The sequence below is a fragment of the Sphingopyxis indica genome, from assembly GCF_032879645.1.
Taxonomy (GTDB): Bacteria; Pseudomonadota; Alphaproteobacteria; order Sphingomonadales; family Sphingomonadaceae; genus Sphingopyxis; species Sphingopyxis indica.
On sequence record NZ_CP076394.1, the window covers coordinates 3,162,096 to 3,179,813 of the forward strand.

Consider the following 17,718-nt stretch of genomic DNA (forward strand, 5'->3'; position numbering starts at 1 on the left):
AATCGATGATAGCATTAAACCGCGCCACGCTACTCCGCCTTCTCAAGCCGGTACTGACCATTCTCGCCGCCGCCCTTGCCGCGCTCGTGCTCTGGCATCTCTACACCTACTATACCTATGCGCCGCAGACCCGGGACGGAAAGATACGCGCCGACGTAGTGCCGCTGGCCGCCGATGTGTCCGGCCGGGTTGAGGAGGTGCATGTCAGGGACAATCAGGTGGTCCGCAAAGGCGAGTTGCTCTTCACCATCGATCGTGTGCGTCTTCGCAATGCCCTGGCCCAGACGGAGGCGGCCGTCGCGGTGACGCGTGCGACACTCGATGCGGCCGAGCGGGAGAACAGACGCTATCGGCAGCTCGGAGATATCGTGTCAGACCAGCAGCGCGACGAACGACGTTCGCAGGCCGAGGAAGCGCGCGCGCGTTATACGCAGGCGCTCGCCGACCGCGACCTCGCGCGTATCAATCTTGAACGATCTGCCGTCCGCGCGCCCGTCAACGGCATCGTCACCAATTTCTCGCTGCGCCCTGGCGCTTATGCAACCGCCGGCCAGCCGGTGATGGCGCTGGTCGACTCCGACAGCTATTATGTCGCGGGCTATTTCGAGGAGACCAAGCTCTCCCACATCCATCCGGGCGCACCTGTCACGATTCGCGTGATGGGCGAGGACCAGCCCCTCTCGGGGCATGTCGAGGGCCGCTCCGCCGGTATCGACGACCGCGAGCGGACCACCGCTGCGGGGAGCCTTCTCGCCAATGTCAACCCCACCTTCAGCTGGGTCCGCCTCGCCCAGCGTGTCCCCGTTCGCATTGCGATCGACAAGGTTCCGACAGGGATCGATCTTATCGCCGGGCGCACGGTCACCGTGACGGTCGAGGGCGCGGAGGATGCCCTGTTGATCGGAGGGGGCAGCCGGTCGTGAGAGCGATCCGGTTTCACGCGCTGGCCGTGCTTGTATCGGCCAGCCTCATCGCCGGCTGTACAGCGGTCGGACCTGAATACAGAGCACCCGCCCTTCCCGCTCACGTCGGAGAGACGCCCACCGGCTTCAAGGAAGGGCGCTCCCCAGCCTATTCGCCCGCCCCCCTGCCGGCGCACTGGTGGCAACTCTATGCCGATCCGCAGCTTGATGAACTGGTCGAGGAGGCGCTCAAGGTCAATACCGATCTTCGGGTCGTCGCCGCCAACCTTGAGCGGATGCGCGCCGTGGTGAACGAAGCGCGGGCACGAGCCGATGTGAAGACCTCGCTGGACGGCGTTGCTTCCGTGGGGGAAACCTCCAATCTCGGCATTGGCTCACCGGCCGGCATGCATGCCACGCTCGATGCCGGAATCGGCATCTCTTACGAGCTCGACGTAGTCGGCCGCATCAGGCGGACCATCGAGGCCGCCCAGGCTGACGCCGACGCACAGTCGGCGGCTTATGATCTGGCGCGGATCACCGTGGCCGCAAATGTCGTCGGCGCGTACAGCGATGCGTGCGCTGCCGGCGCGCGAATTGCGGTCGCGACCCGCTCGGTCGATCTTCAACGGCGGAGCCTGGCGCTTACCGAGCGCGGGATGCGTGCAGGCCTCTACACACCGCTCGACGCAACCCGGTCGCGGGCCATCCTTGCACAACTGGAAGCCGCCGTGCCCCCGCTTGAAAGCAGCCGCAATGCTGCCCTTTACAGCCTCGCCGTCCTGCTCGGCCGGGCGCCTGGAGATTATCCGGCACAGCTCGATGAATGCGCTGTCATCCCTACAGTCCGGCAATCGCTGCCCATCGGCGACGGCGCCGCCCTCATCCGTCGCAGGCCCGATATCCGCGAAGCGGAGCGCGCACTCGCCGCTGCAACCGCCCGGGTCGGGATCGCAACCGCCGACCTCTATCCCAGCGTCAGCCTTGGAGGCTCGCTTGGCACGACGTCGCGAAGCGTTGAAGGGCTCGTCGACAGCTCGGCATTCCGGTTCAGTGTCGGTCCGCTGATCTCCTGGAGTTTTCCCAATCGCAGCGTCGCGCGCGCGCGCATAGCACAATGGGACGCGACAGCGCGGGCCGCGCTCGCGCGCTTCGACGGCAGCGTGCTGTCAGCGCTCCGCGAAGCAGAGACCGCGCTTGGCACTTATGCCCGCGATCTTGAAGAGAATGCGAAGCTTAAGGTCGGGCTGGATGAAAGCCGCAAGGCTGCGGCTCTTCAGTCGCGGATGACGCGGGGTGGGTTGACGTCCAGTCTTGAACTGCTGGATGCCGAGCGAAGCCTTGCCAGTGCCGAAGCCGCTCTGGCCGTCTCCAATGCCACGATCGCCGCAGACCGTGTCCGCCTTTTTCTCGCTCTTGGTGGTGGATGGGAAACGTCTTCCGCCGGGCAGACGGGGGAAGCTGAAAAAATGGAACAGGCTTGCCGTCAGATCGGTCTATCGACCACCAGCACCCGAAACGATCAAAATGCCAGCCTGGCCGCTCGGCTCCGCTGCGCTCCGCCTCCCGCCAAGGCTGGCATCGGAGGCGATCTCCAACTAACTATGCAACCGGACCAGTCATCGCGGGCAGTCCATAGGCACGACCATCGTCTCTCCCGCGCATCCTCTACATGCGCGTCTCGTCATTTGCACTGTCTGATTTTCTTTCCAGGCCCGGTCAGGGTGATCCCGCTTGCGTCTACTGTCATGGTCACTCCGCCGCCTTGGAACGGTCCGCCTGTTTCAGTCGCCTTGAGTTGGGCAAGATTGCCATCTGTTCGGAGCGTGGCCGTTAGACCGTCATTCAGGAAATCCACCGAGACTATGCCGTTGTCCTGGCAGCGATAGGTCATACTTTTCTCGATTGCCGGTGGCAGCTTTGCGGGAGCGATCGGTTTCGCGACGTTGGTTGTGTTGCTCGCGTTTGTCGTGCCGCTATCGCAGGCTGACAGGAGAACAGCAGACGCGAGCGCCAATCCGCCAAGTGTCCGCACGACTGACGACGATAGGTTGTCCATGTGCTTCCTTTTATTCTTCCGAACATACAGCTCAGTTGCGGTTGATTGATCCGCTCTTCTTCAGGCGCAGCCGAGGGTGCTCCGCGCTTGTGTCCTCCGAGGTCCGCTCGTTTTCCCCGTTCGGCTCGTCCTGCCAGCCCCGGAGACGAAGGATGGGTCGCCGACCGCCACTCGTTGGTGTTTCCAAGGTCATCATACCAGCCTTTCGCGGCGTTCGCCTCGACGGACGATGCTTTCATTGGTCCTGCCAGCCGGCGCGACGCGACCCGAAGGGCTTCGACCAGTGGACAATGGTAGCCGGTTCAGGGAATACCGGCTGGCAGGTGGCGGGACCCGGCGCCTAGGGTAGGGAGAAATAGCGCAAACGGGCCCGTCAAACCGAACGGAAAAAACAATGCTGCGGAGAACCCCATGATCGCGAGCGACCGTGCCGGCTTCCACAGGGGAATGAATGCGCTGGTTCCCATTATCTCTCCGGAGCACATTATGGAATGAGCGCTCATTCCAATTTCCAATAGGCAACCCCGTTTCTCTGGTCAAGCAGTAAATTCAATTCTGGTCAGCGTCTGTGCTGCGATCATACGCCTCGCGCTTCCGGTCTTTAAAGGGCAGATCCCAGCGGACACAGCTCAATCACCCGATGATAGCCGCTGCTCAGCTGAATCCAGCGGCATCATCGCTTATACTCGCCGCAAGTCAGGGCTGCGGTCTAAAAGCTTCACCGTCACCGATGTCACGATGGGTCCTTCCCCGCTTACGGCCTTGCGCGCATTTCGGAGTCGTCACGGCTGGGCTTGCACGCGACCGCTTTCCAGTCCCGCTAGACCGAGCGCGCGCATCATCAGGCAAGCAGTGCTGTGGCTTGTCGCCTCGGCATCGACGGGTGGCGACATCGCCGTGCGATGGCCGAGGCCGATGAAGCAGGCCATCATGACATCTCCATAGGAGTCGAGCTCGGCCGCGGGCACATCGGGCCGCGCAAGCGCAGCGAGGCGGCGTATGCCATCGCGGTAAAAGGCGGTCTGCGTCTCGAACCGCTCCGCGACTGTCGGATTTCGGCAAGCCTCCGCCAAAATCTCATAGAACAGGCTGCTATCCTCATTGTGCAACGAACTGGCAGCGATTGCCTTGATCGCCTCGAACATCGCAAGCTCGCGCCGTTCCACAGCGTCGAAAATCGAGTGCATCTCGGCTAGGCGAACGCGCACATTTTCTTCTACTATTGCGAGGATGACGTCGTCCTTGTCGGTAAAGAGTCGATATATCTGGCCGACGCTGACCGATGCTTCTTCCGCCAATTCCGCCGTTGTCGTCGCATAAAAGCCCTTCGAACCGAACAATCTGCGAGCAGCATCGACTATTCTCTCGCGCGGCGACTCTCCCTCGACATAATTTCTTGAAGAACGTTTCATTCGAACCTTTCCCTGCGTCCTCTGTTTGACGATCTTTGGACGCGACACATGCCGGTCCATCCGGGTCTATCCCGCAGGCCTACATTTCATATGGATGAGGGGGAAGCACTAACAGCTTGCTGAAATGGGCTTCATCGCGCGGTCGACAGGATTCCGTTCCCGCCATTGGACTAGGTGTTTAGTCCCAGCATGTGATGGTGTAAGCTTGTTATCGTCACAGCGGGAGGGATTATGGGGCAGCTTTTACATGGGAGCGCCAAGACCACGCACGCCGTTCGAGCGGAGCTACAGCGATCGCAAGCTCCGGTCGCGCAGCTCGCGAAGCGGTGCGGGATCAACGAGAAGACGGTGATCAAGTGGCGTCGCCGACAGTCGGTCGAGGATATGCCGATGGGGCCGAAGGAACGGCGCAGCACCGTGCTGTCGCCGATGGAAGAAGCCGCGATCGTGGCGCTCAGGGTGCAGGCCCGGCTGCCGCTCGATGACGTCTTCATCGCGTTGAAGGACGTGATCCCGAACCTGACGCGCTCGTCGCTTCACCGCTGCCTGCAGCGGCACGGGATCAGCCGATTGCCGAAGGCGGATCGCGAGAAGCCGAAGAAGTTCAAGAAGTACGAGATCGGCTATTTCCACATCGATATCGCCGAACTGCGCTACGAAGGCGGCAAAGGATTCCTCTATGTCGCGGTGGACCGCACCTCGAAGCTGGTGTTCGCCCGCATCTATCGACGGGCGACCAAGCTCGCCGCGGCAGCCTTCCTGCGCGTGCTGATCAAGACGGTTCCCTACAGGATCCACACCATCCTGACCGACAACGGCGTGCAGTTCGTGCAGCGTGACCAGGGCGGCACACTGGGATGGATCGGCCATATCTTCGGCCGTGTCTGCGAGCAGAACGGCATCGAGCATCGCCTCACCAAACCCTATCACCCATGGACCAACGGTCAGGCCGAAAGGATGGTGCGCACCATCAAGGAGGCCACCGTCAAATCTTTCCATTACACGTCGATCAACGAGCTGCGCCGCCATGTCCGCGACTGGTTGGTCGCTTACAACTTTGCCAAGCAGTTGAAGGCACTGCGCTTCAAGACACCCTATGAGGCCATCGAAGAACTCTGGAAATCCAAGCCGGATATCTTCAATATGGAGCCACACCATCACACGCTGGGACTAAACACCTAAGCAGACCGTAGCGGTTGCCAGCCCATTGAATGACGGCGTTGCCGATCGAGGCAATTGAATGGGGGTAAGCAGCGCCGCATCGGCACGCCGCGAGCACCGAATTCCAAGGTAACGGAGGTCATCAATTCGATCAGGCTGCATGCGACATCAATTCCGACCAGCAATCTTCCCGATTAGAGCGTCGTGCGTTTAATCTGCAACATATCCAGCTTCCTTGAGGTAATTCCGGCATTCTTCTGGTGAGTAGAGTGCGCAGATCGAGCCGACGGCTTGCCAGAGGGCCTCGATGGTTCGAGCCTGGGCTTTTCGCAGATGGGCCTTGAGCTTGGCGAAGGCCATTTCGATGGGATTGAGGTCGGGGCTGTAGGGCGGCAGGAAGAGGAACCATGCGCCGCGTTCCTTGAGGATGGCCTTGGCCTTCTCGCTCTTGTGGCTCGATAGATTGTCAAGAATGACCATGTCGCCGGGCCTCAGCGTCGGCGCGAGCTGGGTTTCGACATAGGTCTCGAAGAGACGCCGGTTCATCGGGGCGTCGATCACCCAAGGCGCGGTGAGCCCATCATGACGCAGCGCGGCGATGAAGGTTTGCGTTCCCCAATGACCGAAGGGCGCGGTCATCCGCAGCCGTTGCCCCCGGCGCGACCGGCCGCGCAGCCGGGTCATCTTCGTCGTCGTCCCGGTTTCGTCGATGAACACCAGCCTTTCGGGCCGTTTCTTCATCCAGGGCTGGCGATATCCGCTCCATACCCGCCGCGCGCGGGCGACGTCAGCGCGATCGGTTTCGCTCGCCAGCAGCGTTTTTTTTGACGGTAAAACCGTGCCGGAGCAGCAACCGCGATAGCGATGCCGGGTGCGCTTTCACCCCCCGTTCCGCAAGAAGACGCGCCGCCAACTCGGGCATCGTGATGTCTCCATTCGCCTCGACCCAACCGATCAGAACATCGGCATGGCGATCAAGCATACCGCTCCCCCTCGGACGGCCCTGACACGCAGGTGCCACCGAACCCGTCTGCGCCTTGCGCTGCGCCAGGCGAACCGCCGTCGCCGCGCTCACCCCAAAGCGACGCGCCGCTGCACGGCGCGAACTTCCTCGCTCTATCTCGCCAACGATCCGATCCCGAAGATCAACCGAACTGCTCTTGCCCATGATCCACCTCCAACAACGGTGAATCATAAATCCGCACCAAAGGGAATCCCCGCGATTCAGATTAATAACGCGACGCTCTAAGGTTCAAATGGCTATTTCCAACGAGTTATAACAAAGCTGTGCCCGGGAAAGCGGGAATCCAGTGTGGAGTCAGCCGACGCACGCTCTGGATTCCCGCTTTCGCGGGAATGACAAGGTTATGAAATGCCGATCGTCGCCTACCGGTCGATAACGGACAACACCCCACCGTCGTCATCGCGGGCCAACCATATGGAGCCGCCGCCCGCCCCCGACCACGAATAGCAAAAGGCCGGGCGGAGCATCCTCCACCCGGCCTTTCGATTTCCAGGCTCGCGAAGATTATTTCTTCGCGGGCGCAGCCTTTTTGGCCGGGGCCTTCTTCGCAGCCGGCTTTGCGTCGGCGTCGGCCTTTGCCTTCGCGGGCGCCTTCTTGGCAGCGGCGGCGGGCTTGTCCTCCGCTTTCGCAGCCGCGGCCTTCTTGGCCGGAGCCTTCTTAGGCTCGGCGGGTTCGGCCGCATCGTCCTTGGGCCCGGCCGCTTTCTTGGCTGCGGGCTTCTTGGCCGCCGGCTTCTTGGCGGGCTTTTCGTCGTGATCGTGGCCGCAGCCCGGACCGTGGACATGCTCCTCGTCGGCTTCGATCGCCGCTTCGAGTTCTTCGCGGGTCACTTCGCGGTCGCTGATCTCGGCCTTGTCGAACAGGAAGTCGACGACCTTGTCCTCATAAAGCGGTGCGCGCAGCTGCGCGGCGGCGAGCGCGTCCTGCTGGACATATTCGACGAAGCGCTGGCGATCTTCGGGGCGATATTGCTGCGCGGCCTGCATGATCAGCCGCTGCATTTCCTGGTTCGACACCTGGACGCCGTGCGCCTGGCCGATTTCGGAGAGCAGAAGCCCCAAGCGGACGCGGCGCACCGCGATGCTGCGATATTCGTCGCGATCCTTTTCAAGCTCGGCCTTCGCCGCCTCGGGATCTTCCTCGTGGCTGGCCTCGTGCTCGAGCTGCTGCCAGATCTGGTTGAATTCGGCCTCGACCATCGTCGGGGGGACGTCGAAGTCGTGCGACGCGGCGAGCTGGTCGAGCAGCTTGCGCTTCATATAGGTGCGCGTCAGCCCGTTATGCTCCTGCTCGACCTGATCCTTCATCAGTTCCTTGAGCTTGTCGAGACTTTCGAGGCCGAGCGACTTGGCGAACTCGTCGTCGATCTTGCTGTCGGCGGGCACCTTGACCGTCTTCACCGTCACGGCGAATTCGGCATCCTTGCCCTTCAGATTTTCGACCGGATATTCCTCGGGGAAGGTCACCTTGACGGTCTTTTCGTCGCCGGCCTTCACGCCGACGAGCTGATCCTCGAAGCCGGGGATGAGCTGGCCCGAGCCGATTTCGACCGCCATATCCTCGCCGGTGCCGCCGTCGAAGGGGGTGCCGTCGACGCTGCCCGCGAAGTCGATGATCACCTGGTCGCCGGTCGCGGCTTTCTTCGTCTTCGGCGCATCCTCGAAACGCTTCATCTGCGCGGCGAATTCCTGGATCTTGGCCATCACCGCCTTGTCGTCGGCGGGGACGGTCAGGCGCTCGAGCGTCAGGCCGTCGATCGAGGGCGCCTCGATCTCGGGCAGCACTTCCAATGCGACGGTGATCTCGGCATCCTTGCCGCGCTCATAGCCCTCGCCGAGCGACACCGCGGGTTGCAGCGCAGGGCGCAGCTTTTCCTGGTTCATCAGGTCGCGAACGCCCTGGTCGATCGCCTTGTTCAGCGCGTCGGCCGACAGCGCCTCGCCGTGCATCTTGCGGATGAGGTTCGGCGGCACCTTGCCGGGGCGGAAGCCGGGCATGCGCACGGTCGGCGCGATGCTCTTGACCTCGTCGTCGACGCGCGCGTCGATATCCTTGGCGGTGATGGTCAGGCGATATTCGCGCTTCAGGCCTTCGTTCAGCGTTTCGACGGTCTTCATTGCCTTGGTCTAATCCTTACTCAAAATCTCGTAACGTCCCGGCCTGCGCTGCTGCGGGGCTGGTGCGGGCGAAGGGACTCGAACCCCCACATCTTGCGATACTGGTACCTAAAACCAGCGCGTCTACCAATTCCGCCACGCCCGCTCAGAGCTTTCGGCCGGGCTGCACGAAGTCATGCGCTGTACCGCACACGCCCGTGCGGGCCGGGCGGCGCTATAGCAGACGGGGCGCCGAGGGCAAGGGCGAACGCCGCGAAACGCACCGGCCGGAACGAGGTGCGCGTCCGAGCGTTTTGAGGCGCGAGGAGACAGACGATGGCCGACCCCTATCCCAAGCCGCAGCCCGACAAGATCGAACCCCAGTCGCCGCCCGAAACCCCCGCGCGTCCCGCCCCGCCCGAAGGACCGCCCGGACAGCCCGCCGAGGTCCCCGGCCACCCCGGCGGCGGCGACGTGGACGAGCCCGGACGCGGCCCCGACGAACTGCCGCAGCAGTCGCAAATTTAGTATTCTAACCACTTGACCGGCGACCTCTCCCGCCGCCAGAGTTGCGGCAGGGAGAGAGAATGATGCTGAAATGGTCGGGGGCGCTCGCTCTGCTGGGCGCCGCATGGGCGCTGCCCGTGGCGGGACAGGATACGACGCTCTATCGCGGCGGGCCAATCGTCACGATGGACGGCGACACACCGCAGACGGTCGAGGCCGTCGTGACGCGCGGCGACCGCATCCTGTACGTCGGCAGCGAGACGGGCGCCGAGGCCGCCGCCGGCAAGGACGCCGCGATCCACGAGCTTCACGGCGCGACGATGCTCCCCGGCTTTATCGACGCCCATTCGCATTTTGCCGTCGCGATGCAGATGGCGGGCGGGCTCGACCTGTGGGACAAGTCGCTGCCTCCTGTCACCGACATCGCCGGCCTGCAGCGCGTCATCGGCGATTTCATCGCGCGCGAGGCGATCCCGCCCGGCGGCTGGGTGATCGTGTGGCAATATGACAATGAAAATCTCGCCGAAAAGCGCCACATTACCCGCGCCGAACTCGACGCGGTGGCGGCCGACCGCAAGATCGTCGTGCTCCACCAGTCGCTCCACGCGCTCGTCGCGAACAGCGCCGCGCTCGCCGCGGCGAAGCTCAGCGACGCGAGCGAGCCGCCGCCGGGCGGCATGATGCTGCGCGATAGCGACGGCCACCTGAACGGCGTTCTGCTCGAAAAATCGACCTTCCTGATGCTCACCGCGATGCCGCAGCTGACCCCCGAACAAAAGCTCGCGCGGCTCGACGCAGCGCAGCAGCGCTATTTCGCCGAGGGCTATACCCACGCGCAGGATGGCGCGACGCAGCCCGCCGACCTCGCCTTCTTCACCAGTCCCGAGGCGCGCGCGCATCTGAAGATCGACCTCGCGCTCCTGCCCTTCTACACCGGGCTCGACGCGTTGCTCGCCGATCCGGGCATCCGCTTCGGAACCTATGACGGGCATGTGAAGCTCGCCGGGGTGAAGTTCATCCTCGACGGCTCGCCGCAGGCGCGCACCGCCTTTTTCACGCGCGATTATGCGCGCGGTGATCCCGCCGGCCATCATCCGTGGCACGGAAAGCCGATCATCAGCCAGGACGAATTCAACCGCCTCGCGCGCAAGGTCAATGATCGCGGCTGGCAGATTTTCGTCCACGCCAACGGCGACGCCGCAATCGACATGGCGATCAGGGGATTCGATGCGATCGGCATCAAGGCGGCCGACGACCGCCGCCCGATCGTCATCCACTCGCAGTTCCAGCGCCCCGACCAGCTCGCCGACTATGCGCGCATCGGCGTCGGCCCCGCCTATTTTTCGAACCACACATGGTTTTGGGGCGACGTCCACCGCAGCAATTTCCCGAAAGAAGTGGTCGATTTCATCAGCCCCTTCCGCTCGGCGCGCGCCGCGGGGCTGATCCCGTCGAACCATAGCGACTTCAGCGTCACGCCGCTCGACACGCGCTTCCTGCTCTGGACCTCGATGGCGCGCGTCTCGCCCACCGGCGTCGTCAGCGGCGAGGGCGAGCGGCTGACCGCCTATGAGGGGCTGCAAGCGCTCACCACCGGCCCCGCGTGGCAGATATTCGAGGAAGACCGCAAGGGCCGGATCAAGGCCGGCCTGCTCGCCGACTTCGTGATCCTCGACAAGAACCCGCTGACGACGCCGACGGGCGGGATCAGGGACATCAAGGTGCTGGAAACGGTGAAGGAAGGGCAGACGGTGTGGAAGGCGAAGGGCGACTGACAAGGGCCGCCCTGCTCCACTCCTTTACGACAGCGCCTTCTTCAGCAGTTCGTTCACGACCTGCGGGTTCGCCTTGCCCTGCATCGCCTTCATCGTCTGGCCGACGAAGAAGCCGAACAGCGCTTCCTTGCCGCCGCGATATTGTTCGAGCTGGCCGGGATTCTTCGCCAGCACCTCGGCGATCACCGCCTCGATCGCGCCGGTGTCGCTCGTCTGCTTGAGGCCTTCGCGCTCGACGATCGCCGCGGCGCCGTCGCCGGTTTCGAGCATGATCTCGAACACCTGCTTCGCGATGCTGCCCGAAATCGTGCCGTCGGCGACGAGGCCGAGCAGTTCGCCCGCCTGCGCCGGGGTCACCGGGCAGTCGGCGATGTCCTTGCCGAGCCGGTTCAAGGCACCGAACAGTTCGCTCGTCACCCAATTCGCCGCCGCTTTCGGCTCGGCGCCGGTTTCGAGCAGCGCGTCGAACCAGCGTGCGCTTTCGACCTCGGCGGTCAGCACCCCGGCGTTATAGGCCGAAATCCCCGCCGCCTCGTAACGCGCGCGCTTGGCGTCGGGCAGTTCGGGCAAGGATTCGCGGCACTCGGCGAGAAACGCATCGTCGAGTTCGAGCGGCAGCAGATCGGGGTCGGGAAAATAGCGATAGTCGTGCGCGTCTTCCTTCGACCGCATCGTGCGCGTCGTCCCGGTGTCGGGGTTGAACAGCCGCGTTTCCTGGTCGACCGTGCCGCCGCTCTCCAGCAGCTCTACCTGGCGCTTCGCCTCATATTCGATCGTCTGCATGACGAAGCGCACCGAATTGACGTTCTTCGTCTCGGTGCGCGTGCCGAAGGGGTCGCCGGGCTTGCGGACGCTGACGTTGACGTCGGCGCGCATCGAGCCTTCCTCCATATTGCCGTCGCACGAGCCGACATAGCGCAGGATCGACCGCAGCTTGCGGACATAGGCGCCGGCTTCGGCGGGCGAGCGCATGTCGGGCTTCGACACGATTTCCATCAGCGCGACGCCCGAGCGGTTGAGGTCGACATAGGACATCGTCGGATGCTGGTCGTGCATCAGCTTGCCCGCATCCTGCTCGACATGGATGCGCTCGATCCCGATCACCTTGTCGGCGGCGATGCCGGCCTTTTCGTCGGCCTCGATATGCAGCGAGCCTTCGCCGACGAGCGGATGATAGAGCTGCGAAATCTGATAGCCCTGCGGCAGGTCGGCATAGAAATAATTCTTGCGGTCGAAGCGCGACCATTTGTTGATCTGGGCCTCGATCGCCATGCCGGTGCGCACCGCCTGGCGGATGCATTCGCGATTCGGCACCGGCAGCATCCCCGGCATCGCGGCGTCGACGAGGCTCACCTGCGTATTGGGCTCGGCCCCGAACGCCGTCGCGGCGCCCGAGAACAGCTTGGCGTTGGAGGTGACCTGCGCATGGACCTCGAGGCCGATCACAACCTCCCACTCGCCGGTTTCGCCCTTGATGCGATAATCAGTCATTTCAAATCCTCAGTGTGTCCCCGCGAAGGCGGGGACCCATCTCCTGCCGCCTCAACCGGAACCATCCCGAGATGGACCCCCGCCTTCGCGGGGGAACACCTCATTTCATCACCACCACTTCTCCGCCCGCGCGGTAAAGCCCGCACGCTCCTCGATCGCCAGCCCGGCGTTGAGCACGCCCTGCTCGTCGAACGCCTTGCCGATGATCTGCAAGCCCAGCGGCAGCCCTTCGCGGTTCAGCGCCGCGGGGACCGACATCGCGGGCAGCCCGGCGAGGCTCGCGGGCACCGCGAACACGTCGTTGAGATACATCGCCAGCGGATCGGACGTCTTTTCGCCCAGCCCGAACGCCGCCGACGGCGCGGTCGGCGCGAGGATCACGTCGCACGTCCCGAACGCGGCCGTAAAATCGCGCGAGATCAGCGTCCGCACCTTTTGCGCCTGCGTGTAATAGGCGTCGTAGAAGCCCGCCGACAGCACATAGGTGCCGATCATGATGCGGCGCTTGACCTCCGGCCCGAAGCCGTCGGCGCGCGTCGCGGCGTACATGTCCTGCAACCCCGCGCCCTGCGGCAGGTCGCGGAGCCCATAGCGCACGCCGTCATAGCGCGCGAGGTTCGACGAGGCCTCGGCGGGCGCGATGATATAATAAGCCGGTAGCGCATATTGCGTATGCGGCAGGCTGATCTCGATCACCTCGGCGCCCGCATCCTTCAGCATCGCGATGCCGGCGTCCCACATCGCGTCGATGTCGGGATCGATGCCCTCCAGCCGATATTCCCTGGGAATACCGACCGTCTTGCCCTTGAGATCGCTCGACAAAGCCGCTTCCCAATTGGGCACGGGCATGTCGAGGCTGGTCGCATCCTTCGGATCGAAGCCCGCCATATTTTCGAGCATGATCGCGCAATCGCGCACGTCGCGCGCCATCGGCCCCGCCTGGTCGAGCGAGCTTGCGAACGCCACGATGCCCCAGCGCGAGCAGCGGCCATAGGTCGGCTTGATGCCCGAAATGCCGGTGAACGCCGCGGGCTGGCGGATCGAGCCGCCGGTGTCGGTCCCCGTCGCCGCGGGGCACAGCCGCGCCGCGATCGCCGCCGACGATCCCCCCGACGACCCGCCCGGCGCGAGCGCGGCATTGCCGCCGTCGTTGCGCTTCCAGGGCGAGATCACATTGCCGAAATAGCTCGTCTCGTTCGACGATCCCATCGCGAACTGGTCGAGGTTGAGCTTGCCGAGCATCCCGCAACCCGCGTCCCACAATTTCTGCGACACGGTCGATTCATAGCGCGGCACGAAACCTTCGAGCATGTGGCTCGCCGCGGTGGTCTGGACGCCGTTGGTGCAGAACAGATCCTTCATCCCGATCGGCACGCCCGACAGCGGCTTCAGCGTCCCCGCCGCGCGGTCGGCGTCGGCCGCCTTCGCCGCCGCGAGCGCATGGTCGGGCGTCTCGACGATGAAGGCGTTGAGCGCCTTGGCGCCCGCGACATTGGCGCTGAACGCTTCGGCAACCTCGACGGCCGAAAAATCGCCCGCGCGGTGGCCGTCGCGGATCTGGGCTACCGTTAGATTCGTAAGGTCGGTCATACTTCAAAAACCTCGTGCCCCTGCGAAGGCAGGGGCCCATCTCCAGACGCGTCGTGATGGATCCCCGCCTTCGCGGGGATGATCGAATGATCCGCTACGCTCCTCATTCGATCACCTTCGGCACGCCAAAGAACCCATGCTGCGGCTCGGGCGCATTGGCGAGTATGTCGTCGCGGCGATTGCCGCCGGTCAGCGGGTCGGCGTCGATCACATCGTCGCGCAGCCGCAGCTGGTTCGGGATCACCGCGGTCATCGGCTCGACCCCGCTCACATCGACCTCGCCGAGTTGTTCGACCCAGCCGAGGATGTTGTTGAGTTCGCCTGCGAGTCCGTCGGCTTCCGCATCGCTGATCGCGATGCGCGCCAGCGACGCGATTTTCCGTACCGTTGCCTGATCGATTGCCATTCTTATCCTGCCTTTGCGGGAGACGCCGCGCCGCTAGCACCCCGCCCCGCGTCCATCAAGCGCGCGCTATTCGAAAGGCGCCGATTCGGGCACTCCGTCGACGGTGATCCGGCGGCGCGCGACCGTCTCGACGTCGATGCGGGCCTTGGACAAGTCGACGCCAGGCCGGTCGGCGGGCTTGGGAAAGACCCCGTCATCCTGTCGCCAATCCCCCTTGTCGCCGCGGACGAGGATATAGGAATCGACCGCCGCGCCGGGTTCGTCCTGCCCCAGCACCCCGATCCGGCCCTCGCCGAGCCGGACGGCGACGCAGGCCGCGACGCGGCGACACATATAGCCGCTCTCGATCGCTTTCAGCGCCTCGGGCGGCAAAGCCTGCCCCTGCGGGACGACGCGCAGCCGCTCGGCAAAGGGTTTGAGCAGCACGGGGCCGCGCGGCCCGGTCAGATCCCAGCGATTTTTCGCCTGCAATGCGGCCTTCGCCTTGTCGGCGCGCGCGGCCCCCGGCGAATTCGCGAGCGCCTTCAGCCCCGCACGCCCCGCCGGACCGAAATCGAACGCCATCGCCGCCCAGTCGAATTTTTCTTCCGTCACCGCCCCCGACTTCAGCCGCGCCAGCTGATCGCGTGCCGAAATCGCACCGAAATCGAGGATCGGCAGCGCGAGGAAAGCCGCGAGCAGCATCAGCCCGATCGCGAGCTTCTGTTGCAGCGGGCGCAGCCGGTCGTCGAATGCCTCCCGCCCCTTCGCGACCGCCCACAGCCCCGACACTCCATAAGCGAGCGCCACCCCGACCGCGATCACGCCCCAGATGCGCTCGGGCGTCCAGCCATATTGCCCGATCCTGAGCCCCATCGACACCGCGGCGATGATCGCGAGCGGCAGCACCGCCACCGCAAGCACCGCCGCCGCGCCGTGCAGCGCGCGGCTTCCCGACCGGTCCTCGGCGCCATTGCCGATCACCGCATTGGCGAGCAACACCGCAAAGGCCGCAACCCCGAGCATCAGGCCCGCGGTCGAAAAACCCGCGTCCCACAGCTTTTGGAGGCCGGTGCCGAGCAGCGACAGGAGGAAGAGGATCAGCGCCACGGCGAGCACCGGCGCGAGCACCGCGAGCACGGTCATCACCAGCCGCTGCAAGGTCGCTACGAGCCTGTCGCGTTCGCGCAGCAGCCCGACCGCGCCCCCGAACGCCGCGCCCGCAAGCATCCATCCGAACCATTCGTCGTTCAAAAGGTCGCGGATCACCTCGATGCCGATCAGGTGGAACATTTCGCCGATCAGCACGGTGAGCAGGAAGGTCACGCCGACGAAGGCGAGCGCGGCCGCGCCGATCACCGCGTCGGTCCACGCATGATCGTGCAGCCGTGCATAGGGCATCCGCCACAGCGTCCAGAAGCGCCAGTCGGGCGCGACGTCACGCCGCGTCTGGAACAGCGGGGTCGCGACGAGCACCGCGAGGATGCCCGACCAGAAGGACCATTCCACCGGCGAATGGCTTGCGTTGTAACCCGCCGAATGCCAGGTGATGAGCCCGATCACCGCCCCCCACAGCAAGGCGAAGCCCGCGGCCCAGTGCCAGCGGCGCAGCTCGACCCCCAGCACGAAGACGATCGTCGCGACGGCAACGAAAGCGGCGAGCGCATTGCGCCCCGGCGCGTCGGGCGCGTCCCAGGCGCGGTCGATCAGATGGTGAAAGATCAGCCCCGCAACGGCGCAGATCGCCGCCATGATCCAGGGGCGCAGCGGCCAGGGCGCGTCGGCGGCGTCGAGCCGTGCCGACACGGGGCGTGCAGGGACGGAACGGGGCGACTCGGGGGCGGGCGGAGTTGCAGGTGCATCGGTCATGCCCCACATCTGGGCTTGTTTCATGCGCGCGCGCAAGCCAGATAGCGCGACGCCGTCCCGCCCATGGAGCGCCCCTTGGCCCGCAAGTTTCTTTACCTCGTCGCCGCAATCATCCTGATCGTCCTCGGTTTCGGTGTCGCCTATCAGCTCAATCCGGGCTGGTTCGGCCGCGTCGCCTTCGTCCCCAGCGCCGAGTTCGAGCCGCAGGAAGCGATCGCGCCCAACGCCTATGACGAAGCGGGCATGTGGCTCGCGCGGCCGGGGATGGAGGATAATCCGTCGGACTGGCGCCCCGTCGTCGCCGACGCGCCCGCGCCGCCGCCCGACAGCGCCGCGGCGCAATCGCGCGACCAGCTCATCCCGCCCGCAAACGCCGCCGAACGCCTGCTTGCAACATCGGCCGTTGAAAAGGGCGACGCGGCTGTCTTTTTCGTCCACCCGACGAGCTATTACAGCAAATCGAGCTGGAACGCGCCGCTCGACGACGCCGACGCCAATTACCGCGCGGGCCTGTTCATGCGCGGCATGGCGAGCGCCTTCGCCGATGCGGGCGAGGTCTGGGCGCCGCGCTATCGCCAGGCGACGCTCGGCGCCTTCCTCGCCGAAGACCGCGTCACCGCAGGCAAGGCGATCGACGCCGCCTATCGCGACGTCGAACAGGCATTCGACGCCTTCCTCGCCGCCCAGCCGAAGAACAAGCCGATCATCCTCGCGGGCCACAGCCAGGGCGCGCTGCACATCGAGACGCTGATCAAGAACCGCATCGCCGGCACCCCGCTCGCGAAACGCATCGTCGCGGCCTATATCGTCGGCTGGCCGATCAGCCGCGAGACCGACCTCGAAGCGCTCGGCCTGCCCGCCTGCGAAACCGCCGAACAGGCGAACTGCATCCTCGGCTGGGCGAGCTTCGCCGAACCCGCCGACACCTCGATGGTGACGCAGGCCTATGACGGCACGATCGGCTATGACGGCCGCCCGCGCCGCGACACGCGGATGCTCTGCACCAACCCGATCACCGGCGTCCCCGATACCCAAGCCCCCGCCGAGGCCAATCTCGGCACGCTGAAGCCGCGCGAAGGTTTCAAGGGCGGCGAGCTGGTCGCGGGCAAGGTCGGCGCGAAATGCGACGATGCGCGTGGCTTCCTGATGATCGGGGAAGCCGATGCGGTGAAGCAATATGCGCCGAACTATGTGCTGCCCGGCAACAATTACCACGTCTTCGACATCACCCTCTTCTGGGCCGACGTCCGCGCCGACGCGCTGCGCCGGCTCGCCACCTTCGAGGGGAAACCGTCACCCGTTCCGCCGGCGGCGGTGCCGGTGGCGGCGCCCGCGTCGGACACCGCTCCCCAAACCTGACCCGTCATTGCGAGGAGCCGAAGGCGACGCGGCAATCCAGGGCGCCCGTAAACCGCCCTGGATTGCTTCCCCCGGCTTTCGCCGGGG

Annotated in this window: 13 protein-coding genes and 1 tRNA gene; 6 read left to right on the plus strand and 8 right to left on the minus strand. The window is 64.8% G+C overall.

Annotation, left to right across the window (positions count from 1 at the left end):
* The first annotated feature begins 5 nt into the window (after positions 1-5).
* The gene (locus KNJ79_RS14855) at positions 6-923 is read left to right on the plus strand and encodes an efflux RND transporter periplasmic adaptor subunit (protein WP_089216021.1); all 918 of its coding nucleotides are present in this window, start codon (positions 6-8) and stop codon (positions 921-923) included.
* A complete protein-coding gene (locus tag KNJ79_RS14860) occupies positions 920-2,791 on the plus strand; it encodes an efflux transporter outer membrane subunit (protein ID WP_089216022.1) in 1,872 nt (623 codons plus the stop codon). Before KNJ79_RS14855 ends, KNJ79_RS14860 begins: the two co-directional genes overlap by 4 nt.
* A 952-nt stretch (positions 2,792-3,743) precedes the next feature.
* On the opposite strand, the gene KNJ79_RS14865 is transcribed toward KNJ79_RS14860, so the two are convergent.
* Positions 3,744-4,373, minus strand: coding sequence for a TetR/AcrR family transcriptional regulator (locus KNJ79_RS14865; RefSeq protein ID WP_081997339.1), 630 nt, complete (start codon positions 4,371-4,373; stop codon positions 3,744-3,746).
* 231 nt (positions 4,374-4,604) lie between these two features.
* Here KNJ79_RS14865 and KNJ79_RS14870 point away from each other — a divergent pair, with 231 nt between their 5' ends.
* Positions 4,605-5,555, plus strand: coding sequence for an IS481 family transposase (locus tag KNJ79_RS14870; protein ID WP_089216024.1), 951 nt, complete (start codon positions 4,605-4,607; stop codon positions 5,553-5,555).
* 189 nt (positions 5,556-5,744) lie between these two features.
* Here the strand turns inward: KNJ79_RS14870 and KNJ79_RS14875 are convergent.
* The 3 genes from KNJ79_RS14875 to KNJ79_RS14885 all read right to left on the minus strand — a co-directional run bounded on the left by KNJ79_RS14875 (position 5,745) and on the right by KNJ79_RS14885 (position 8,821).
* A protein-coding gene (locus tag KNJ79_RS14875; protein WP_394357128.1) for an IS630 family transposase occupies positions 5,745-6,702 on the minus strand; the annotation gives its coding sequence in 2 pieces (ribosomal slippage) (positions 5,745-6,359 and positions 6,361-6,702; 957 coding nt in all).
* Positions 6,703-7,062: 360 nt separating this feature from the next.
* Complete coding sequence (tig, locus tag KNJ79_RS14880) at positions 7,063-8,676, minus strand: trigger factor (protein WP_317151643.1); 1,614 nt, start codon at positions 8,674-8,676, stop codon at positions 7,063-7,065.
* A 60-nt stretch (positions 8,677-8,736) separates the two neighbouring features.
* Positions 8,737-8,821, minus strand: a tRNA-Leu gene (locus KNJ79_RS14885).
* Positions 8,822-8,991: 170 nt separating this feature from the next.
* Here KNJ79_RS14885 and KNJ79_RS14890 point away from each other — a divergent pair.
* Positions 8,992-9,183, plus strand: a complete 192-nt coding sequence (locus KNJ79_RS14890) for a hypothetical protein (RefSeq protein WP_089214017.1) — start codon at positions 8,992-8,994, stop codon at positions 9,181-9,183.
* A gap of 59 nt (positions 9,184-9,242) precedes the next feature.
* Entirely contained in the window at positions 9,243-10,937 is a 1,695-nt protein-coding gene (locus KNJ79_RS14895) for an amidohydrolase (protein ID WP_317151644.1), read from the plus strand.
* 24 nt (positions 10,938-10,961) lie between these two features.
* Here the strand turns inward: KNJ79_RS14895 and gatB are convergent, their stop codons facing one another.
* The 4 genes from gatB to KNJ79_RS14915 form a co-directional block, all read right to left on the minus strand.
* Positions 10,962-12,428, minus strand: coding sequence for an Asp-tRNA(Asn)/Glu-tRNA(Gln) amidotransferase subunit GatB (gene gatB, locus KNJ79_RS14900; protein WP_317151645.1), 1,467 nt, complete (start codon positions 12,426-12,428; stop codon positions 10,962-10,964).
* Between the two features lie 108 nt (positions 12,429-12,536).
* Complete coding sequence (gene gatA, locus KNJ79_RS14905) at positions 12,537-14,018, minus strand: Asp-tRNA(Asn)/Glu-tRNA(Gln) amidotransferase subunit GatA (protein WP_317151646.1); 1,482 nt, start codon at positions 14,016-14,018, stop codon at positions 12,537-12,539.
* A gap of 103 nt (positions 14,019-14,121) precedes the next feature.
* Positions 14,122-14,424 (minus strand): Asp-tRNA(Asn)/Glu-tRNA(Gln) amidotransferase subunit GatC, encoded by a 303-nt coding sequence (gene gatC, locus KNJ79_RS14910; protein WP_317151647.1) that lies wholly within the window; start codon positions 14,422-14,424, stop codon positions 14,122-14,124.
* A 66-nt stretch (positions 14,425-14,490) separates the two neighbouring features.
* Entirely contained in the window at positions 14,491-16,272 is a 1,782-nt protein-coding gene (locus KNJ79_RS14915; protein ID WP_317151648.1) for a DUF4153 domain-containing protein, read from the minus strand.
* Positions 16,273-16,347: 75 nt separating this feature from the next.
* On the opposite strand from KNJ79_RS14915, the gene KNJ79_RS14920 reads away from it, so the two are divergent.
* On the plus strand, positions 16,348-17,631 hold the full coding sequence (locus KNJ79_RS14920; protein ID WP_317151649.1) for a DUF3089 domain-containing protein: 1,284 nt from the start codon (positions 16,348-16,350) through the stop codon (positions 17,629-17,631).
* The last annotated feature ends 87 nt before the right edge of the window (positions 17,632-17,718 follow it).